The organism is Enterococcus silesiacus, assembly GCF_001886225.1.
GTDB lineage: Bacteria > Bacillota > Bacilli > Lactobacillales > Enterococcaceae > Enterococcus_L > Enterococcus_L silesiacus.
In genome coordinates this window covers 33,448-54,050 of record NZ_JXLC01000014.1, presented here as the reverse complement: position 1 = coordinate 54,050, position 20,603 = coordinate 33,448, and the positions used below count along the sequence as shown (strand labels likewise).

The window sequence follows — 20,603 nt, the reverse complement described above, 5'->3', positions numbered from 1 at the left end:
AAACAATCTTCTAGAACAGAAGTCTGTTTTGTGCTTTTTCATGTTTTAGTTACTCATAATCGCCATCTTCAGCGAATTGGCTATTATATAATTTTTCATAAAAGCCGCCTTGCTCTAAAAGCTCAATATGCGTTCCTTTTTCAATGATTTCACCTTGGTTCATCACAAGGATCAGATCCGCTTCACGAATAGTTGATAAACGGTGAGCGATCACAAAACTTGTGCGCCCTTCCATAACTCGTTCCATCGCTTTTTGGATCAATGCTTCTAAACGAGTATCAACTGAACTTGTTGCTTCATCTAAAATCAATATTCTTGGATCAGAAATCACAGCTCTAGCAATCGTCAATAATTGCTTTTGTCCAAGGGAGACATTGTCTCCTTCAGAATTGATTTCCATCTCATAACCGCCAGGCATAGTTCGGATAAAATGATCAACATTCGCAGTCTTAGCTGCATCTACTACTTCATAATCAGTCGCATCCAATTTACCGAAACGGATATTATCAGCAATTGTGCCTTCATATAGCCAAGCGTCTTGCAAGACCATTCCAAAAACGGAACGGACATCACTACGATCCATTTTCTTCGTATCGATCCCGTCGACTTTGATTGCTCCATCAGTGACATCGTAAAAACGCATCAATAAATTGATCAAGGTTGTTTTTCCAGCTCCAGTTGGTCCAACGATTGCGACCGTTTGACCTGCTCTTACTTCAAAGTTCAAGTTTCTGATCAATGGTTTTGCAGGATCATAGCTAAAGCTGACATTATCAAACTGAACAGAACCCTGAACATTTTCCGGTAATGGAATATCGTGCTCGTTTAATTCTTCTTCTGGTTCATCTAAAATTTCAAATACACGTGTCGTCGCAGCTGAAGCACTTTGCAACGCCGCCGACAATTGTGTGATATTTCCCATTGGCTGACTGATCTGCCAAATATACTGGATAAAAGCTTGTAGCTGTCCAACCACGATAGCACCTGTAATAACATAGTAACTACCTAAAACGGCCATACCAATATACGTTCCATACGCTGTCATTTGGACAAGCGGCAACATCAATCCTGAAATAAAGGTTGCTTTAAAACCGAAACTATTTAGGTTGTGATTGACCTTTTTAAAGCCTTGTAACGTTTCTGATTCACGACCATAAAGTTTCAACACACTAAAACCAGTCATATTTTCCTGTACGTAGCCGTTTAAATTTCCAAGCGCATTTTGCATTCCTTGAAAGTATTTTTGTGAAATGCCAACAATCGTTTTTGAAATAAGTAATGATAAAGGAATCATTATGATCGAAATCAACGCCATCAGCCAATTGATATAAAACATCATTACAACGGCCATTACGATACCTAAAATAGCTGAAACGATATTAATGAAACTTTGCTGCATCGCATTGCTCACAGCATCCACATCATTGGTCACACGTGATAAAATATTTCCTTGTTGATTTTTATCAAAATAGGAAACCGGCAAGCGATTGATTTTTTCATCAATATCTCGACGCAAATCTCGCATTGAGTGTTGCACAACTGCCGCCATCAAAAAGCCTGATAAAAATTGAGCCACACAATAACCAATCCCAACGATCAAGATCCAAATTAAACATTGGATGATATATGAGTAATTCAAGCCTTCCCCTGCTGCAACATTTTTACTGATCTCAGTGATCGGCAAACCTGACACATAAGGCATCGCTGCATTAAATGCCACCGTTAGAACTGTAAACAAGATCACTAAAATAAAAGTCCCTTTATAAGGATTGATATATCTGCCTAAACGTCTAATAGAAGAGAGTGCGTTTTTCATGCTAATTCCTCCTCTGACAATTGAGAAGCGGCAATATCATAATAGATAGGGCAATTCTCAAGTAATTCACGATGGGTACCGATGCCAACGACATCCCCTTCGTTTAAAACAACGATCTTATCTGCATGCATGATCGTCCCCACACGTTGAGCTACGATCAATACAGTTGATTCTGTTGTTTCTTTTTTCAAACGAGCTCTTAAATTCGCGTCTGTCTGATAATCTAGTGCTGAGAAACTATCATCAAATATATAAACTTCTGGACGGCGGATCACAGCTCTAGCAATCGCCAAGCGCTGTTTTTGCCCTCCTGAGAAGTTTGCTCCACCTTCTGAAAGAAGTTCATCGTATCCATCAGGTTTTTGTGAAATAAACTCAGTTGCTTGGGCAATATCTGCTGCTAATTCCATTTCTTCGATCGTTGCATCTTCTTTCCCATAACGCATATTTTCTGCGATCGTTCCTGTAAATAGCAAAGCTTTTTGTGGAATATAACCGATTTTATTGCGTAATGCACTCAACTTGTAATCACGTACATCTACTCCATCCAGCAATACTTCACCTTCTGAAACATCATAAAAACGTGGAATCAATTGGATCAAAGTCGATTTCCCGCTTCCAGTACTACCGATAAATGCAACGGTTTCTCCAGGAGAGGCGGTAAAACTAACATTACGGATCACCGGACTTTCTGAATGCCCAGGATAAGCAAAAGTTACGTTTTTAAATTCTAAGTAGCCTTTTGTCTTCGTTTCTGTAATACCAGCTTCATTTTCACGAATCACAGGTTCCATATCAAAAGCTTCTTGGATTCGGCGAGCTGAAACAGCTGCACGAGGATACATCATAAAAACACTTGCAAATAGCATAAATGAAAATAGTGCATGGAAAATATATTCGATAAACGCAATCAGGTCCCCAACTAATAAGCTACCTTGATCGATCTGAAGTGCACCATTCCAAATAATCAACACCATCACGATATTAAATAGAAAGAAAAATCCTGGTTGTGCTGCTGCCATCAAGCGGAAAAGGCTCTTCGAACTTTTCGTATAGTCTTCATTAACTTTACTAAAACGACTTTCTTCAAACTTTTCGTTTACAAAAGCGCGAATCACTCGTAAACCCGAAAGATTTTCTCTTAAGATTCCGTTGATTCCATCTAAGTTTTTTTGCTGTTTATTGGATAACGGCTCAGATACTTTAGCAATCAATACCACAGCTGCTAATAGAAACGGCAAAGCACCTAAAACGAACCAACCTAATGACGGACTTGTTCGCATAACCATATATAAGCTGACAAAAAACATCATCGGTGTCATGAAACCGATTCGTAAAATATTCCCCATAAACAACATGATTTGATACGCATCATTCGTTGTTCTAGTAATCAATGAAGAAACACCTATTGTTTCATATTCACGATGGGAAAAAGTCTGTACTTTTTCAAATAGATCATCCCGAATATCACGGACAATATTTGTTGTCATTCGTGCGCCAAAATACCCCAACATAATGTTCATCACTACGCCAATAACTGTGATTCCGATCATGAACAAGCCTTGTTGTTTTACATAATCATAATCATTGTTTTTGATTCCAACATCGATCATTCGTGCTAAAATCGTTGGTAACCCTAGTTCTATCAATATAAATCCAAAAACACAAATGAAATCTAAAAACAATAATTTCTTATATCTCATCGTGTAACGCCACATCAATTTCAATCAATCATCTCCTATTCCAATTTTGATCCAGTGCTTCCACTATAGCATAAAACCAATAGTCAGGTAAATTATATTTGAATGAAAATCCCAGTCTTTTTTTTTGAATGATCAACTGGACCATTTTAACTATGTTATAATGGTAGCAACTTTAATTTTTTTATTAAAATAAACTGAAGGTGATGGGATCAAATTAATGAAAAAAATACTCTACATTTCTTTGGGTTCTCTTACGTTTGTGTTAGGAACTTTAGGCATTTTTCTGCCGATTTTGCCTACGACGATTTTTTATATTTTAACGGCATTTTTCTGGATGCGTAGCTCTGATTATCTATACACAAAATTTATTGAATCTACCTATTATCAAAGATATATTCAGGCATCAATTATAGAAAAGAAAATCACACCATTTGGGCGCGTAAAATTATTTTCAACGCTATTTATTGTTTTCGCGATCCCTTGTATAATCATCCGCAATCCCTTCATGACAACTACTTTGGCCATTGTCTATTTAGTCCATTTGGTTGCTTTAAATTTGTATTTCAATAAAAAGAAAAAAACACCGTTAAAAGAACCTAATGGATCGTAAGTTTTTCTTTAAAGCTGTAAGTCTGTTTCTATACTTATTTGCCTTTTTGTGATAAAATACGATTAATTGTTGTACAACACAACACGAGGAACGGTTGAAAGAAAGTACAGTTTCCATAAAATCAGTAAAGTGAAGCAAAGTCGAGGCTTCATGTCATCATCAACTGAAGTTTTTGATGCCAATTGTTTTTAAGGTGGGCAACCACCTCATTTTGTTGTGTTCAAATTTACAGTAAAACAATCTATAAAAATAAATAATTAACTGCTTAGGCAGATAAAGGAGAAAAAACTATGATTTATAAAGTTTATTATCAAGAAACAAAAACAAGAAACCCAAAAAGAGAAGATACAAAATCTATTTACGTTGAGGCAAAAGACGATGTTATCGTACGCCAACAAGTAGAAGAAAATACCCCATATAATATTGAATACATCCAAGCGCTTGATGAAAATCATTTAGCTTATGAAAAAGAACATGCGGAATTTTCTTTAACGGAGTTTTAATATGAAAGTAAATATTAAAAATAATGAGACTGGCGTTTTTGCGATTGGTGGCTTGGGCGAGATTGGGAAAAACACTTATGGGGTTCAATTCCAAGATGAGATCATCATTATTGATGCTGGAATCAAGTTTCCAGAAGATGATTTACTTGGGATCGACTACGTTATTCCAGATTACAGCTATATCGTTCAAAATCTGCACAAAGTCAAAGCGTTAGTTATCACTCATGGACATGAAGATCACATTGGCGGCGTTCCATATTTATTGCGTCAAGCCAATATTCCCATTTATGCTGGACCATTAGCATTAGCGCTGATCACCAACAAATTGGATGAACATGGTTTATTGCGTGATGCTGAGTTACATGAAATCAATGAAGATACCGTGATTCGTTTCCGAAAAACTGCTATCAGCTTTTTCAGAACCACCCACAGTATCCCTGATGCATTAGGTGTCGTCGTTAAGACGCCGTCTGGTAATATTGTTGCAACGGGCGATTTCAAGTTTGATTTCACACCCGTTGGAGAACCAGCAAACTTGCATCGTATGGCAAAATTAGGTGAAGAAGGTGTTTTATGCCTACTTTCAGATAGTACGAATGCAGAGATTCCAACGTTTACTAAATCAGAAAAAACGATTGGCTCTTCTATTTTGAAGATTTTCGAAAAAATCGAGGGTAGAATTATCTTTGCTAGTTTTGCTTCAAATATTTTCCGTCTACAACAAGCGGCAGATGCTGCCGTTGCAACTGGTCGTAAAATTGCAGTATTTGGACGCAGTATGGAAAATGCAATCGTTAACGGTGAACATTTAGGCTATATCAATGTGCCAAAAGGAACGTTTGTGGATGCTAGTGAGCTAAATCAGCTTCCTGCTGGCGAAACAATGATTTTATGTACAGGATCTCAAGGTGAACCGATGGCGGCTTTAAGTCGAATCGCTAACGGAACACACCGCCAGATTTCAGTACAACCTGGGGATACAGTGATCTTCTCAAGTTCACCGATTCCTGGAAATACAACAAGTGTTAACCGTTTGATCAACTTACTGTCTGAAGCTGGTGCTGAAGTTATTCATGGAAAAATCAATAACATCCACACTTCAGGTCATGGTGGTCAAGAAGAGCAAAAATTAATGTTGAGCTTGATGAAGCCTAAGTATTTTGTGCCTGTACATGGTGAATTTAGAATGTTGAAAATCCATGCATCGTTAGCACAAGATGTTGGTGTTCCAGCGGACAATTGTTTCATCATGGAAAATGGTGATGTTTTAGCTTTAACGGCTAATGAAGCTCGAATCGCTGGTCATTTCAATGCCAGTGATGTTTACGTAGATGGTAACGGTGTCGGTGATATTGGTAATGTTGTCTTGCGGGACCGCCGCATTCTTTCAGAAGAAGGCTTAGTTTTAGCAGTCGCAACAGTCGACATTAAAAACAAAGAAATTTTAGCTGGTCCAGATATCTTATCTCGCGGATTTGTCTATATGAGAGAATCAGGCGAAATGATTCATGAAGGACAGCGTGTACTATTTAATGCGATCCGTGAAGCATTACGTGATGAAAACTGTACAGAAGCGAAGTTGTGTGATGCTATAACCGCTGCACTACAACCCTTCCTATTTGAAAAAACAGAACGCCATCCAATGATTTTACCTATGATCATGACTTCATAAATTTAACGATAAAAAAAAAGAGCACTTGGGACAAAATACCAAGACAAACAAAATAGAAGGAGGATGGGACAGAAGTGTTTAACCCCGAGAAATAAGAGGGAATTCACGAAAATTGTTCTTCAAATTTTTGTGAATTTCAGCTTATTTCCGAAGGGATTGCTTCTGCTTCCACCGTTTATCCGGATTCCAAGTGATTGGGTCGTAACTCGTAGAGTTATGTCCCAATCACTTTTTTCATCTTTTTGCCAATTAATGTTATCAAAAAAAGAAAAAGCCTAACTTTTCAGGATCGCTACAATCATCAGGAAGCATAGAGCCTTTTTATTCATATGGTGATTAGGTATCATTTTTGACAGTATTGTACTATAGATACCTAAAGTCTATAATAAAGTACATACAAAGGAGGGGAAATTTGATGAATGAATCAATAAAAAAACTAACAGAGCATGCTTCAGTAAGAGACTTTAAAGAAATTCCTTTATCTGCTGAAACAAAAAAAACGTTGATAACTGCAGCGCGAAGTGCATCTTCTTCTCACTTCGTTCAGTCATTTTCGATTTTAGAGATTACAGATGAGGCGTTAAGAGCACAATTGGCAGAAATTACGAATAGTGCATCTTATGTCAACAAAACAGGTGCATTTTATGTATTTATTGCGGATTTGTATCGACAATCTAGACTATTAATTGAACAAAAAAAATCATTAGATGGGCTAAAAAATATGGAGTCTTTACTAGTCTGTGTAGTCGATGCAGCAATTGCTGCACAAAGTATGGTGGTAGCTGCTGAGTCCATGGAATTAGGAATTTGTTATATTGGTGGCATTCGTAATGATGTAAGGGAAGTTTCTAAGCTTTTGAAATTACCTAAGTATACGTTACCATTATTTGGATTAACAATTGGTGTTCCGGCTAGTAAGAATCAAATTAAACCTAGACTATTAGAAAAAAATCAAGTGGGTGAAAATTATTATCCAAAAGAACAATTTTCTGATTTAAGTGAATACGAAGATTTGTCAAAAAAATATTATGCCTCCCGAGAAAGTAATCAACAGGCAACCTCCTGGTCAGAAAAAAACATTGCTTTTTTTGAAGAAGTTAGAAGACCAGAAATTGCTGGATATTTAAAAGAACAAGGATTTGAATTGAATTAAACTGACAAATAGAGAAAAGTAATTGAAAACATAAACAAGCTTTCAATAAGCCGAAAGTAGGCGCAACGTCAATTTTTCGTTAGCGATAGATTTTACCTGTTTCTTTTTCTGAAGGTGGCTGTTGATTCGTTTTTTTCTAACTGAACGCTAAAATCTAGAGGAAGAACGACTTGATTCGTATTATAATTTTTAAGCATAAGAACATCTCACTAGTTTATTGGCTTAGTCACTTTTATTTTAGCAAAGGTGTTCTTATTTTTGTACAACAAAATAATCCAGATGCCAATCAAGTTGACTGGTATCTGAATTTTTCGTTCAGACTTATATCCCAAACCTTTTTGCTTTTTTTATTTAGCATTCGCAGTTACGAATTGCAGCAATTCTTTGGCAGCCATGGTACTTCCTTCCATTGACTGAAGCTCTTGCTGCAATTTTTTAGCTTGTTGCCTATAGATCGATTCTTCTAAAAGCTTTTGGATATTTTTTTTAAATAGATGTTGATCTTTCAATTTATTTTTCTTTATTTGGATCGCATTACCATACTTAACACAGCAGTCAATATTATATTCTTGTTCTTTTTGTAAGCCAATACCAATAAATGGTTTTCCAGCGAAACACGCCGTTTGAACAGTTCCTTCGCCGCCATGAAGAACACAAGCCATGACTTTATTTTGAACGGCCATTGCAGGCAGCCAATCAAAGAGATGAACATTCTTCGGAAGTTGCTTTATTTGTTCTTCTGTTAAGTAGCTTTTCATTGGGCTGATTACTTCAACAGCTAGTCCATCAAAGCTTTGTAACAGGTCAAAAATAAGTTGGTGATTAGCTGAGCTGCCCATACTACAATAAATGAGCGGTTTTGTACTTATCTCCAATAACTGCTGTAAGTCTCGAGGTATTTCTTCATTTAACTTTGCAAAAATGGGCCCTACATAGACGCTATTCTTTGGTAAAACAGGATTTTTCGTTAAGAGTTCCGGAGTCGTAATACAATTTAAATCTGCAGACATCGCATCAATTGTATATTCAAAATGGTCTTTCACTCCAAATTCTTTTATCAGCTTTTTAATGTCTTTTGGGAGCCATTTTAAGTTTAAAAGAAGTGCTTTCACTATTTTTTTTATATACGGCTTTGATTCTTTCATAAATAGTGGACCTTCTATATGCGCTCGGCTATAAGCATACGGTTTAACATAAATCAGTGGAACTTTTTTTACACGGGCACTGATTAGTAAACTGATCGTAGAACCGATAATGATTCCATCAGGGTCGATTTTTTCAATCAATTGCAATTCATTTTCGATCCTCATTCTCAACATATTATAAGTAAAAGGAATTCTGACGGTTTTCATTTGATCAAATTTCATAATATTTTGGATATCCGTCTCTGCTAAATGAGGCGTTAAATAGTTAAACTCAAAGCCTTCTTTCTCGATAAAAGTAGCAAATTTCCGACTATACCCCATAAAAATACAGATGGCTTGAGACTGACATGCTTTAGCGACTTCAATCATTCTAGTCGTTTCCGCTAGATTAAAGGTTTCAGGTGCAAATAATAATGTCTTCATTGGTCCATCGTTCCATTTTCTGAGATCATCTGATAGATTTCCTCAATGTATCGATCGATTTTGCTCTCGTCTTCCACATTGAAGTCGTTTATTTCCGGAATTTTTTCGAACAACGATAACATTTGCTTGTAGTAGTCGATTTTATCTTGAAAGAACTTTTTCTTTGAGTCAATTAATCGCTCTGTTTGTTCTTTGCAGCTAGCCGTGGTTTCTACTCCCATCATCTTCAAAATCAACTGCATTTCTTCAAGACTAAACTCACCATATTTCATGACTAATATGTACTTGATCATGATAAGATCCAGCTCTTGGTAAACCCGGTAGCCGTTTTCTTTTCTGGTTGGTTTTAGAAGATCGACTTTGTCGTAATACCTTAATGTTGATTTTGGAATATTAAGAATTTCCGCTACTTGTTTTACTGTTTTCCCTGTCATTTTATACCTCCGATTGCTTTTGTTGTACTATAACATGAAACCTAACTTTAATGTCAATATAAAAAAAGGCTGTGATAACAGTCGTTTAGGCATGAGCAATTGGACCAAAAGAGGCTGAGTCATAACTCGAAGAGTTACATCTCAGCCTCTTAAAATTCGGATAAACGGTAGTAACGTTAATATAACTCAAAGAGTTTGTTCCAGGTGTTTTGAAATACGCTGTAGCTTTTACACGATATTATTAACCACCAAAACATTGGCTTTCGTATGATTAACAACATAAGAAGTCGTTGATCCCACCATCAATCGTTCAAAACCATTTAACCCTGTTCTGCCGATTACAATCAGATCAATCGGTTCCTTTGACTCTGTAAAATCTGCAATCAACGATTTAGGATAACCGTACATAACATACGTAAATACATTCGTTATGCCCTGTTCAAGTGCCTTTGTCTCACGTTTTTTCATTTCTTCTTCTTCTCTTGAACGAAGCTCTTCCATCACTGTTCCCATCGACATCGTCAGTTCACCAAAGTAATTGCCCATCTCTTCAATAACAGACAATATATGCAAGGTAGCACCGTTTCGTTTAGCAATTTTTATTGCTTCTTGAAAAGCATTTTCTGACTGATCAGAGCCATCTACTGCAACTAAGATATTCTTGTATGATTCTCCCATGATAAAAACCTCCTTCTTTGCTAGTTCTATTATACTACGTAAAAGGGCTTTCACCAAAAAATACTACCGAATTAAAAAACTTTCTACTTTACACGGATAAAAAGCCATGTTATAGTAATCATGGAATTTCGTTATCAGATATCGTTGCCTTTCATAAGAATCAAGAGAGGAGAATTATTATGACATTTGGTAATAAAGTATTAAAATACCGTGTAGCACTTGATACAAAGAAAAATTTGTTTATGGCTATTGATGCAAATAACCAAGCAAATATCGCTTATGGTATCACAATTACACAAGCAGTAAAAGAATTGAAAAAATCTATTTAAGGAGTTATCAACCTAAATGAGCACTTCAAGTTCTAATACGATTTAAAGGCATCTCGTGAACGTTCGATCACAGATGCCTTTTTTGTTTGCTTATTTATGATTCAATGTTCTCCACGTTTTTTTCTTGATAGAATGTCGCCAGCTCATTTGGATAAATAGTACAATGAAAAAGAGTACGGCTATGATTGCAATTGATATCATCCTCAATCCAACTGTCTGCTCTGCGCCGCTTCCATCTACCACTCTATTTAAGAGATGAATAAGTCCACTGATAAATACTACCAACCAAACAACATTTACTGCCCACCATTTTTTCATTTTTCGGCCCCCTTTTATTTAACTATACTATTTTTTTCTAAACTAGGTAATCAGACTTTAGTCTAGTTTTTGACCCCTTAGGTTATTAGTCTTTAGGGATTGATAAAGTTATGTCCACGCGCTTAGTTTGATTGTGATAGACAAAAAAACATCTGACATATGTCAGATGTTTTGGAATGGATGAATTAGTTTTTTACTACGTTTACCGCTTGAGGTCCACGATCTGAATCTTCAACGTCGAAGCTTACTGATTGACCTTCTTCGATTGTTTTGAATCCTTCTCCTTGGATAGCTGAGAAGTGTACGAATACATCGCTTCCGTCTTCGCGAGAGATAAATCCAAATCCTTTTTCTGCGTTAAACCATTTCACTGTTCCTTGTTCCATTCTTTGTTCCTCCTCGTGCTTAAGCACTAAATATTGTAACATTGCCCGTGTACGATAGAGGGTTTTAAAATTAAAACTTCTATATTGTCCCAAACAAGATTACACCTACATTGTACATGTGAACCCTTATTTTTGCAAGAATTCTAGCTAGTCTGCAGCAAAAAAGTTTTCTTCTCTCATACTGATGTAAACTTGTTCTCCAATAATAATATGATCCAAAACCTCGATGCCCATCATTTTTCCACATTCCTGCATTCTTTGCGTAAAATGAATATCACTTTCCGAAGGTGTTGGATTGCCGCTGGGGTGATTATGCGCAAGAATCAAACGTGCAGCAGAATACTTTACTGCGCTACGAAAGATCTCTCTTGGATGCGCAACACTTTGATTTAATGAGCCTTTAAAAACAGTTTCTTGCTTGATCACTTCGTTTTTGGTATTTAAATATAAACAAACTAAATGCTCTTGCTGAAAATCTTGTAATTCGTAGATTAAACTTTGGGCAATTTGATAACTGGAGGAAACCCTTCCTAGCTTCAACTGAGTACTTTGCTGAATGCGGTACCCAAACTCGATAGCCGCCCTTAGTTCAATCGCTTTGATTCTACCAATCCCTTTGATCTCCATCATTTCAGTCAGTGTGGCATTTTTCAATTCGTATAAATGATTGAAATAATTCAAAAACTTTGAAGCAACTTCCATAACATTCCTATTTTTAGAGCCTGTTCTTAATAAAATCGCTAACAGTTCTTGATTGGATAAGGCCTTCTCCCCTACAACTTCCAACCGTTCTCGTGGTAAACAATCCTCCGGCATTTCTCTAATAAATAATTTTTCTTCTTTGATCAAAAAATCACTCCCTTATACGCTTCTACTTATAAAATACGCAAAGGAGTGATTCATTTATTTTATTTTTTTAAATAGGTAGGAACTTGGCTTAGGCTTTCAAATATCTCTATTGTTTTTTCTTTGATTTCATCGGTTGGGGCCAACAAGTCTGGTACCATAATCACAGGAATTCCAGCTGCATCGGCTGCTGTTACACCATGAAATGAATCTTCAAAGATCAATGTATTTTCTGCTTTTGTTCCCAAATTAGCTAAAGCTTTTTTAAATATTTCTGGATCTGGTTTTGCTCGAGTCACATCTTCTGCTGAAACGATCCCAGAAAAACGTTCTTTAATTCCAGCGCCATCTAATAATAACTCAATTGCTGGACGAACATTACTTGAAGCGACTATTTTGGGAATCTCTTGTTGCTCAAGAAAATCGAGTAACTCTAAGACACCCTCTTTTAACGGTACTTTCCCCGCTTCAAATACCTGATAAGTATCATCATATGAACGTTGGATAAACTCATCCACTTTTTCCTTACCGAAATCCTGATAAATTCGATGATAATTTTCTTGTACCTCTTCATCTGACACACCTAAAAACTCTAAATAAACTTCTTTGCTATAAGGAAAGTTCATCGCATCCGCTATTTTTTGGGTCGACTGATAATAAATCAGTTCCGTATCGAATAATAATCCATCCATATCAAATATTACGCCATCAATTTGTTTCATAATTTCCTCCCGTATAATAATTAATGATCAACAGTTTCTTTGAAGCTCTTGTACTTTCCAACATCCGTTCATTTTATGCATTGTATTTCAAATTAAAAGAGAAACAGACTCGTTCACTCTCGACAGGAAAATAGGAAAAAATAAATATGGTGCTCTTTACCACAATTATTTTTTATCTTTTTCCCGAGAGAGTAGCCCGCGTAGCTAGATAACATATAGCACACTCGACTTCGTCTTGTTGAGACTAGTCCTCATCGCCAGATCCTATGTTCAACAACAATTCCCTTACCTGTGAAACAAAATAAAGCGAGCCTGTCACTAACATCAAATCATCTGCTGACATTTTTTCTAAAATTTCACCTAACCCAAATTGCCACAGTGAAACGATTTCCGTTTTATCATCTTCAAAATGTTCCATTTTTGTTAATTCGATTGCTCTAGGATAATCAAAAGTGGTCAAATATAAATGAACATTAGGAACTTTTCTTAATATAGATATCATCTGATCAATATTTTTTGACGCTAGTGCTGAGAATAAAATATGGATCTCACGATTGGGAAATTCCTTTTTCAAATTGTCAGCCAAACGGCGCATTGCATGATCATTGTGCGCACCATCTAAAATGATCAACGGTTCATCACTGATTTTTTCCATTCGAGCAGGCCACTGAGCCTGAGCCAAGCCTTGATAAACATCTCTATCAGTAAAGTTGATTTGCTGCATTTCACAATAGAGATAAAATAATTGAATAGCTACTGCCGCATTTTCTACTTGATGACGACCTAATAAAGGTACTTTGACCTTAGGTAATTTGCCTGCTTCACCATAAAAATCAAAAATCTCGCCCCAATTTTTGTCTGGATGGCGGTATTCAGCCTTGTAGTCTTTTTCATAGCGATACACTCTGCTATTTTTTTTATCGGCGACTTCATTAATCACAACAAACGCTTCTTCTCCAATATTTCCAGTTACAACCGGTATGCCCTCTTTAATGATTCCAGCTTTTTGAAAGGCAATTTCTTCCAGTGTATCGCCTAAAATTTCTGTATGGTCTTTGCCGATCGTGGTAATTGCTGTTAGCATCGATTTTACTACATTGGTACTATCTAATAAACCACCAAGTCCTACTTCAACAATGGCGATATCGACTTTTTCATCTAGAAAATAATCAAGTGCCATCACAGTCAACGTTTCAAATTCCGTGATTCCTGCACTTGTTGGCTGTTGATCCATTTCTTTGATCAGCTCTTGATATTTTTCTACGTACTGAATGATATGATTGTCTGAAATGCCTTTTCCATTGATCGCAATTCGTTCATTGAAGTGTTCGATATAAGGAGAAGTGAACGTTCCTACCTTTAACCCCAATTCTTCTAACATACAGCGTAAATACGTTACTGTAGAGCCTTTTCCATTTGTACCAGCAATATGGATCGTTGGTACTTTTGCTTCTGGGTTCCCGACTCTGTTTAATAATGCTTCCACTCGATCAAGACCTGGTCTGGAACCAAATGGCAGTCTGCTATGAATCCAATTAATCGCTTCTTCTATCGTTAATGACATCTGATCAACTCCTCATTATCTATTATATCGAAAGCTGAAGTGCTTTTCACTAATTAACGTCTATAATTCCATAAATGATCAATTTGCTGTAAAAAAAGAACGATTCTATAAAAAAGAGTAAACAAATAACCCAGCACTTTTAAATAAAAACGGTTGTGATAAAATAAATGAGGTATCTTCTAAAGTGAACACTGATTCTTTTGCATCTTTACCAAGTCACATGATAGACTAGAATCTTAGATAGATAGCCAAATAAACTTGATTAAAAAATAATTATTGTTGTAGGTAGTTCGTTTGATTTCACACGATTGATTGGACCTTTATCCTAAAGCAGTTACTAATCATTAGAATAGAGGAGCAGTATAAAATATGTTAAAAATCAAAAAATATTTGTTGGTCGGTGGAAGTTTCTTCCTGCCATTCTTGTTATTAGCCATACTCTGGTTTAGCTTAGGATTAGCCCCTTTAGGGAATAATAATCTTCTAGTAAGCGATCTAGGTACACAGTATATGCCTTTTTTAAGTGCATTTAAACAGTTTTTCCAAGGCGAGACTTATTCCCTTTATTCATTTTCTGACGCATTGGGGGGAACGATTTTACCATTAAGTGCATATTATTTATTAAGCCCCTTCAATTTGTTCGTCTTACTATTTTCATATGAACAATTGCCGATTGCGATCTTATTGATCATTACGCTGAAAATTTCGCTGATGGGTAGTTCGATGTTTTATTATCTTCAAAAGACCTATCAACGATCAACTGTTGCCACTTTACTTTTTTCAACATCATATAGTTTATGTGGGTTTGTAACTGTTTATTGTTTGAATTTTATGTGGTTGGACGCGCTGATTTTACTTCCTTTACTTATTTTGGGGATTCAACGTTTATGGGATCAGCAGAAATATGTTCTTTATTCTGTCGCCTTATTTTTATCTATCGTGACGAATTATTATATGGGCTATATGCTCTGCATTTTTGCTGTCTGCTACAGTTTGTATTGGTATTATCAAAAAACAGACGCTTCAAAAAAGAAATCAATTTGGCAGTTTCTTAAGGAAGGTCGTTTGTTTTTTGTTACTTCTTTTCTAACTGGGATCAGCACTAGTTTTATTTTGATTCCTGCTGTAGAAGGGATGTTAGCGACAAAGAAAACAAATTTCGAGTGGCAAACGTTTTTACCTACACCTAATTTTGGCTTTAGTTTTCTTTCACAATTAGGTCTTGGTAGTGTTAATTTTGAGTGGCGCTTAGAGCATCTACCGACGATTTTTTCTGGAATCTTGATGGTCTTGCTTTTTATCACTTACTTTCAGCTGTCGGCTATTTCTAAGAAGGAAAAAATTGGCGCTGCGTTTTTGGTTGGGTTTATTTTCTTAAGTTTCTGGTTGGAGCTAGTCAATACGATTTGGCATATGTTTCAAAGTCCTGCGGGATTTCCGTATAGAAATACGTTTATCTTTAGTTTTTTGATGATAAAATTTGCGTATGAAGCGTTTCTTAAATTGAAGGATGGAGCAAAATTAACGTTCATTGTTCCTAGTATTTTTTCTGGATTGTTGCTTTTTGGTTATATTGCTTTAAAATTTTCAAAAGAGAAAATCTTTTTATTGTCCGATTATTATGTTGTTATCAGTCTAGTTAGCATTTGGTTGACCTTTGGGTTGGTAGTCTTGATTCAAAAAAGACGCGGATCAAAAATAAATGGCCTCTATATGATCTTGTTCTTAGTGGTTTGCTCCGAACTAGTCTTTAATTTTTGGATCAGTTTTAAGGATATTCCTTTTGGGAATCAAGAAAAATTTGCACAGACCTATCAAATTCAGGATAAAATCATTTCTGATCTACAAAATGAACATCCTCAGTTATTCCGAATAAAACAAACGATCGATTCCGATGCTGCAGGGTATAACGAGAAAAATAATGGCTACAATAATCCGATTCTATATGGCTATGCTGGTGTTTCCAGCTACACCTCTACACTGGATGCTAAGACCCAAGATACGTTGCATGCTTTAGGCTTATATCAAAAAAACGATCGTAGAATCGCTTATGTGGATGAGTCAAAAGTGATCAACTTACTGTTAAATGTGAACTATCAGTTGACACCAGAAGTAAAATCGCACCAAAAAAATATTTCAAGCGATCCTTCAACGAATGTTTATGAAAATGAAGAAGCAATCGGCATGGGATTTTTAGTTTCCAAAGAATTTGGCGATCTGAAGTTAGTTAAAAATCAGCCTCTAAAAAATCAGGAAATGATCTTACAACAGATCCAAGAAAATAAACAAGGTTATTTTCAAGAGACACAAAAAGTAGCCTGGACGGCTCAAGCTGATCATCACTACACACTGACTACAAAAACGACAACAGATGGTGAGCTATATCTTTATGCACCAGAATTTAACTGGAAGAAAATCACTTCGTTTAGAGTAAATGGGGAAAAAATACAGCCTGCAGTTTATATCGCAACGAATCAATTGTTTAATCTTGGTTACTTCAAAAAAGATGCTGTCGTTCAATTACAACTTGAATCTGAAAAAGAGCTTGAGGAAAAAGCGATTGAATTAAAAACCTTGCAACAAGAAACCTTTCATTCATTTATTACCAAACAAAAGTCCCAAGCAATTCAGCTTGAAGAAGAAGTTTTAGGCACCTTGACTGGAAAAATCACCGTAACTGATTCAGAAAATTCATTGCTTTACTTGGCGATTCCCTATGATAAAAATTGGCAGATCACAGTTGATGGCAAAAAGGTCAAAGCTAAATCGGTTTTAGGCAATTTTACAGGCATTGAATTAACTTCTGGAAAACATCAAATCACGATGCATTATCAACAACGGAACTTTATCGTGGGCGTTTTGATTAGCATTTCTGTTCTTTTGAGCGTATTATTTTATCAACTAATAAAATATGTTAGACGACGAAAATCAAAATAGCAGCGAGAGGAAATTGCAGCCATGGGGAGAAAAATTCTGAAACGAATTATCTATGTACTGCCTATTCTAGGCGTTATTTGTTTTACTGGTTTGGTGATTTATGGCTATTATAAAGGTATTTTTCATTCTGTACAGTCTTTACAGGATTTTATGAAACAATTTGGAGAATACGCCGTCTTGATCTTTATCTTTTTACAAATGGTCCAAGTGATTGTGCCGATTCTTCCTGGAGGGATTTCAACCCTTGTGGGAATGTTGATGTTTGGTAGCATCCCAGGATTGATCTACAGCTATATCGGTTTGATGATTGGCGATGTTATTGTCTATTGGTTGGCACGTTATTACGGGAAACCATTTGCTCAGCTGATTCTTTCTAAAAAACGGTATTTAAAATTCGAAAAAATGTTAGACCGTCCTGAAAAAGGCATTAAGAAGTTGATGATTGTTACATTGTTGATTCCTTTTGCGCCAGATGATTTAACTTGTTTGGTTGCAGGTCTGGCTGATCTGCCGTTCAAGGAATATATGAAAGTCTTGCTGATTTTTAAACTTTGGTCAGTTGGGACTTATGGGTATGCGTTGTTATTCTTGTTTAATCGTTTTTTGATTAGTTAGAAAAAATAAAAAGACAGAAGTGACCTAAAAACGTCATTTCTGTCTTTTTATTATTCATTAATTCACCGTACGTAGCTGTGCAATTCGTTCTTTCACAACGACTTGTTTCTCTAAATAATCTTTTTCTTTTGCTTTTTCAGCTTCCACAACATCATCTGGCGCATTAGCAACAAAACGTTCATTCGCTAATTTTCCTTGTACACGTTTGACTTCTTGCGTCCATTTGTCTAATTCTTTCTCTAGACGAGCTATTTCTTCTTCCACGTTGATCAAGCCAGCTAATGGTAAATACAGCTCTGCTCCGGTTAGAACGGCGGACATCGCCAATTCTGGTGCAATGATGTCACTTGCAATCGTCAACTCTTCTGGATTACAGAAACGCTCGATGTAATTTGTGTTTTCGATCAAGAATTTATCAACCGTTTCATCACTTGTTTTGATCAACAATGTAATTGGTTTTGAAAGTGGTGTATTCACTTCTGCACGAATATTACGCACCGCACGGATCACTTCTTTTAAGACTTCCATACCGCGAGCGGCAGTTTCATCTGAAAACTCTTCGTGAACCACAGGATAATCTGCAACAACTAAGGATACACCTTCATGCGGAATATTTTCCCAGATTTCTTCTGTCACAAATGGCATGATTGGGTGCAATAGACGTAAAATCTGGTCTAGTGTATAGACTAAAATACTGCGTGTTGTTTGTTTTGCTCCTTCATTTTCACCGTAAAGGATTTCTTTACTCATTTCAATATACCAATCACAAAAATCATCCCAGATGAAATTGTATAACTGACGGCCTGCTTCACCAAATTCAAAACGGTCAAATAAATCAGTCACACGAGCAACAGTTTCATTTAAACGTGTTAAGATCCAGCGGTCTGCTACAGTTTTCTCTCCGCTAAAGTCGATATCTTCATAAGACATTCCTTCAACATTCATGATCACAAAACGGCTGGCATTCCAAATTTTATTGATAAAGTTCCAAGATGCATCCATTTTTTCATAGCTGAAACGCATATCTTGACCTGGTGTTGAACCATTTGACATAAACCAACGCAAAGCATCTGCCCCATATTTATCGATAACTTCCATCGGATCGATTCCGTTACCTAAAGATTTACTCATTTTGCGTCCATCTTCTGCTCTGATCAAGCCATGCATCAAGACATTTTTAAATGGTGCTTGTCCTGTAAATTCTAAACTTTGGAACATCATACGGCTCACCCAGAAGAAAATAATATCGTAGCCTGTTACTAATGTGCTAGTTGGGAAATAACGCTGATAATCAGCTGCTTCTTCATCAGGCCAACCCATTGTTGAAAATGGCCATAATGCTGAACTGAACCATGTATCAAGTACATCAGAATCCTGCGTCCAATTTTCTGCATCGGCTGGCGCTTCCATGCCAACATACATTTCACCTGTTTCTTTATGGTACCAAGCAGGAATTTGATGTCCCCACCATAATTGACGTGAGATTACCCAGTCATGGACATTTTCCATCCAACGCAAGAAGGTTTGGTTAAAACGTGGTGGATAAAATTCTACTGCATCTTCTGTTTCTTGATTTTTGATGGCTTTTTCAGCTAAAGGCGCCATTTTAACAAACCATTGTGTGGATAAACGAGGTTCAACAACAACACCAGTCCGTTCTGAATGACCAACGCTGTGATTCATTGTTTCGATTTTAATTAAGCGACCCATTTCTTTTAGATCAGAAACGATTAATTTACGTGCAGCGAAACGATCCATCCCTGCATATTTACCAGCTAAATCATTCATAGAACCATCTTCATTCATTACATTTACGCGAGGTAAATCATGACGATTACCGACTTCAAAGTCATTGGGATCGTGAGCTGGCGTGATTTTTACCACACCTGTTCCAAATTCCATATCTACATATTCATCGGCAATGATCGGGATTTCTTTGTCTACTAATGGTAATGTGACCGTTTTTCCGATCAATGCTTGGTAACGCTCATCATCAGGATGTACAGCAATTGCGGTATCACCTAACATTGTTTCAGGACGAGTCGTTGCGATTTCCACAACGCCTGTTCCATCCGTCAGTGGATAACTCATATGGTAAAACGCACCTTCGATATCTTTGTGGATAACTTCAATATCAGATAAGGCTGTTTTGGCTTTCGGATCCCAGTTGATGATGTATTCGCCACGATAAATCAGATCTTTTTCATATAGAGAAACAAAGACTTTGCGCACAGCTTGTGATAAACCATCATCTAAAGTAAAACGTTCACGGCTATAATCTAAAGATAAGCCCATTTTTGCCCATTGTTCACGAATGTGAGAAGCATATTCTTCTTTCCAATCCCAGACTTGTTCGACAAATTTTTCACGGCCTAAATCATACCGAGAAATATCTTGTTCTGCTAATTTTTCTTCCACTTTTGCTTGTGTCGCAATACCTGCGTGATCCATTCCAGGCAGCCATAAAGTATCAAAACCTTGCATTCTTTTTTGACGGATGATCATGTCTTGTAACGTTGTATCCCACGCATGACCTAGATGAAGTTTCCCAGTAACATTTGGCGGTGGAATCACGATTGAATAGGGTTTTGCTTCTTTGTTGCCGTTTGGTTTGAATAAATCTTGATCCAGCCATTTTTGGTAACGGCCTTGTTCCACTTCTGTGGGTTGGTATTTAGTTGGCAGATTTTTTTCTTCTGTCATGTAGATTCCTTCTTTCTATATCGTGTTAGTATCCTTTGGAAATATC

18 protein-coding genes and 1 pseudogene are annotated in these 20,603 nt (G+C 36.5%); 8 read left to right on the top strand and 11 right to left on the bottom strand.

Annotated features, from left to right (window positions below; translation table 11 throughout):
* Positions 1 to 49: 49 nt before the first annotated feature.
* Both efrB and RV15_RS10605 read right to left on the bottom strand, forming a co-directional pair.
* Positions 50 to 1,816, bottom strand: a complete 1,767-nt coding sequence (gene efrB / locus RV15_RS10610) for a multidrug efflux ABC transporter subunit EfrB (RefSeq protein WP_071878026.1) — start codon at positions 1,814 to 1,816, stop codon at positions 50 to 52.
* On the bottom strand, positions 1,813 to 3,543 hold the full coding sequence (locus tag RV15_RS10605) for an ABC transporter ATP-binding protein (RefSeq protein ID WP_071878025.1): 1,731 nt from the start codon (positions 3,541 to 3,543) through the stop codon (positions 1,813 to 1,815). The genes efrB and RV15_RS10605 overlap by 4 nt, the downstream gene beginning before the upstream one ends.
* 193 nt (positions 3,544 to 3,736) lie before the next feature.
* Between RV15_RS10605 and RV15_RS10600 the strand changes: the two genes are divergently transcribed.
* From RV15_RS10600 to nfsA, 5 genes and pseudogenes are all read left to right on the top strand, one after another.
* Positions 3,737 to 4,129, top strand: coding sequence for a YbaN family protein (locus tag RV15_RS10600; protein WP_071878024.1), 393 nt, complete (start codon positions 3,737 to 3,739; stop codon positions 4,127 to 4,129).
* 290 nt (positions 4,130 to 4,419) lie between these two features.
* Positions 4,420 to 4,632 (top strand): DNA-directed RNA polymerase subunit epsilon, encoded by a 213-nt coding sequence (locus RV15_RS10595; protein ID WP_071878023.1) that lies wholly within the window; start codon positions 4,420 to 4,422, stop codon positions 4,630 to 4,632.
* Between the two features lies 1 nt (position 4,633).
* Complete coding sequence (gene rnjA, locus RV15_RS10590) at positions 4,634 to 6,304, top strand: ribonuclease J1 (RefSeq protein ID WP_071878022.1); 1,671 nt, start codon at positions 4,634 to 4,636, stop codon at positions 6,302 to 6,304.
* Between the two features lie 63 nt (positions 6,305 to 6,367).
* A pseudogene (locus RV15_RS19115) lies at positions 6,368 to 6,490 on the top strand (DUF3788 family protein); the annotation flags it as partial.
* 229 nt (positions 6,491 to 6,719) lie between these two features.
* Entirely contained in the window at positions 6,720 to 7,457 is a 738-nt protein-coding gene (nfsA, locus tag RV15_RS10580; protein WP_071878021.1) for an oxygen-insensitive NADPH nitroreductase, read from the top strand.
* 347 nt (positions 7,458 to 7,804) lie between these two features.
* Here the strand turns inward: nfsA and RV15_RS10575 are convergent, their stop codons facing one another.
* From RV15_RS10575 to RV15_RS10565, 3 genes are all read right to left on the bottom strand, one after another.
* Positions 7,805 to 9,025 carry a glycosyltransferase gene (locus RV15_RS10575; RefSeq protein ID WP_071878020.1) on the bottom strand — a complete coding sequence of 407 codons (1,221 nt, stop codon included), beginning with the start codon at positions 9,023 to 9,025 and terminating at the stop codon, positions 7,805 to 7,807.
* Positions 9,022 to 9,459 carry a MerR family transcriptional regulator gene (locus RV15_RS10570; RefSeq protein WP_071878019.1) on the bottom strand — a complete coding sequence of 146 codons (438 nt, stop codon included), beginning with the start codon at positions 9,457 to 9,459 and terminating at the stop codon, positions 9,022 to 9,024. The genes RV15_RS10575 and RV15_RS10570 overlap by 4 nt, the downstream gene beginning before the upstream one ends.
* A 228-nt stretch (positions 9,460 to 9,687) precedes the next feature.
* Complete coding sequence (locus tag RV15_RS10565; protein WP_071878018.1) at positions 9,688 to 10,137, bottom strand: universal stress protein; 450 nt, start codon at positions 10,135 to 10,137, stop codon at positions 9,688 to 9,690.
* Between the two features lie 179 nt (positions 10,138 to 10,316).
* On the opposite strand from RV15_RS10565, the gene RV15_RS18735 reads away from it, so the two are divergent.
* A complete protein-coding gene (locus RV15_RS18735; protein WP_167364092.1) occupies positions 10,317 to 10,466 on the top strand; it encodes a hypothetical protein in 150 nt (49 codons plus the stop codon).
* A 90-nt stretch (positions 10,467 to 10,556) separates the two neighbouring features.
* Here the strand turns inward: RV15_RS18735 and RV15_RS10560 are convergent, their stop codons facing one another.
* From RV15_RS10560 to RV15_RS10540, 5 genes are all read right to left on the bottom strand, one after another.
* The gene (locus RV15_RS10560) at positions 10,557 to 10,784 is read right to left on the bottom strand and encodes a DUF3923 family protein (RefSeq protein WP_071878017.1); all 228 of its coding nucleotides are present in this window, start codon (positions 10,782 to 10,784) and stop codon (positions 10,557 to 10,559) included.
* Positions 10,785 to 10,969: 185 nt separating this feature from the next.
* A complete protein-coding gene (locus tag RV15_RS10555) occupies positions 10,970 to 11,170 on the bottom strand; it encodes a cold-shock protein (RefSeq protein WP_010760372.1) in 201 nt (66 codons plus the stop codon).
* 147 nt (positions 11,171 to 11,317) lie between these two features.
* Entirely contained in the window at positions 11,318 to 11,986 is a 669-nt protein-coding gene (gene radC / locus RV15_RS10550; RefSeq protein WP_174549277.1) for a RadC family protein, read from the bottom strand.
* 92 nt (positions 11,987 to 12,078) lie between these two features.
* On the bottom strand, positions 12,079 to 12,738 hold the full coding sequence (locus tag RV15_RS10545; RefSeq protein ID WP_071878015.1) for an HAD family hydrolase: 660 nt from the start codon (positions 12,736 to 12,738) through the stop codon (positions 12,079 to 12,081).
* 244 nt (positions 12,739 to 12,982) lie between these two features.
* A complete protein-coding gene (locus tag RV15_RS10540; protein WP_071878014.1) occupies positions 12,983 to 14,302 on the bottom strand; it encodes a bifunctional folylpolyglutamate synthase/dihydrofolate synthase in 1,320 nt (439 codons plus the stop codon).
* A 369-nt stretch (positions 14,303 to 14,671) separates the two neighbouring features.
* On the opposite strand from RV15_RS10540, the gene RV15_RS10535 reads away from it, so the two are divergent.
* Together RV15_RS10535 and RV15_RS10530 are read left to right on the top strand one after the other, a co-directional pair.
* Complete coding sequence (locus RV15_RS10535; protein WP_071878013.1) at positions 14,672 to 17,239, top strand: YfhO family protein; 2,568 nt, start codon at positions 14,672 to 14,674, stop codon at positions 17,237 to 17,239.
* Between the two features lie 21 nt (positions 17,240 to 17,260).
* Entirely contained in the window at positions 17,261 to 17,854 is a 594-nt protein-coding gene (locus tag RV15_RS10530) for a TVP38/TMEM64 family protein (protein ID WP_071878012.1), read from the top strand.
* A 57-nt stretch (positions 17,855 to 17,911) separates the two neighbouring features.
* Here RV15_RS10530 and RV15_RS10525 read toward each other — a convergent pair whose 3' ends face one another.
* The gene (locus tag RV15_RS10525) at positions 17,912 to 20,557 is read right to left on the bottom strand and encodes a valine--tRNA ligase (RefSeq protein ID WP_071878011.1); all 2,646 of its coding nucleotides are present in this window, start codon (positions 20,555 to 20,557) and stop codon (positions 17,912 to 17,914) included.
* Between the last annotated feature and the right edge of the window lie 46 nt (positions 20,558 to 20,603).

Excerpts from the sequence above, each read along its gene's own strand:
- RV15_RS10555 (WP_010760372.1), bottom strand. The coding sequence starts at position 11,170 with ATGGAACAAGGAACAGTGAAATGGTTTAACGCAGAAAAAGGATTTGGA.
- efrB (WP_071878026.1), bottom strand. The coding sequence starts at position 1,816 with ATGAAAAACGCACTCTCTTCTATTAGACGTTTAGGCAGATATATCAAT.
- rnjA (WP_071878022.1), top strand. The coding sequence starts at position 4,634 with ATGAAAGTAAATATTAAAAATAATGAGACTGGCGTTTTTGCGATTGGT.
- RV15_RS10570 (WP_071878019.1), bottom strand. The coding sequence starts at position 9,459 with ATGACAGGGAAAACAGTAAAACAAGTAGCGGAAATTCTTAATATTCCA.
- nfsA (WP_071878021.1), top strand. The coding sequence starts at position 6,720 with ATGAATGAATCAATAAAAAAACTAACAGAGCATGCTTCAGTAAGAGAC.
- RV15_RS18735 (WP_167364092.1), top strand. The coding sequence starts at position 10,317 with ATGACATTTGGTAATAAAGTATTAAAATACCGTGTAGCACTTGATACA.
- radC (WP_174549277.1), bottom strand. The coding sequence starts at position 11,986 with ATGCCGGAGGATTGTTTACCACGAGAACGGTTGGAAGTTGTAGGGGAG.
- RV15_RS10565 (WP_071878018.1), bottom strand. The coding sequence starts at position 10,137 with ATGGGAGAATCATACAAGAATATCTTAGTTGCAGTAGATGGCTCTGAT.
- RV15_RS10575 (WP_071878020.1), bottom strand. The coding sequence starts at position 9,025 with ATGAAGACATTATTATTTGCACCTGAAACCTTTAATCTAGCGGAAACG.
- RV15_RS10600 (WP_071878024.1), top strand. The coding sequence starts at position 3,737 with ATGAAAAAAATACTCTACATTTCTTTGGGTTCTCTTACGTTTGTGTTA.
- RV15_RS10525 (WP_071878011.1), bottom strand. The coding sequence starts at position 20,557 with ATGACAGAAGAAAAAAATCTGCCAACTAAATACCAACCCACAGAAGTG.
- RV15_RS10560 (WP_071878017.1), bottom strand. The coding sequence starts at position 10,784 with ATGAAAAAATGGTGGGCAGTAAATGTTGTTTGGTTGGTAGTATTTATC.
- RV15_RS10595 (WP_071878023.1), top strand. The coding sequence starts at position 4,420 with ATGATTTATAAAGTTTATTATCAAGAAACAAAAACAAGAAACCCAAAA.
- RV15_RS10535 (WP_071878013.1), top strand. The coding sequence starts at position 14,672 with ATGTTAAAAATCAAAAAATATTTGTTGGTCGGTGGAAGTTTCTTCCTG.
- RV15_RS10530 (WP_071878012.1), top strand. The coding sequence starts at position 17,261 with ATGGGGAGAAAAATTCTGAAACGAATTATCTATGTACTGCCTATTCTA.
- RV15_RS10540 (WP_071878014.1), bottom strand. The coding sequence starts at position 14,302 with ATGTCATTAACGATAGAAGAAGCGATTAATTGGATTCATAGCAGACTG.
- RV15_RS10545 (WP_071878015.1), bottom strand. The coding sequence starts at position 12,738 with ATGAAACAAATTGATGGCGTAATATTTGATATGGATGGATTATTATTC.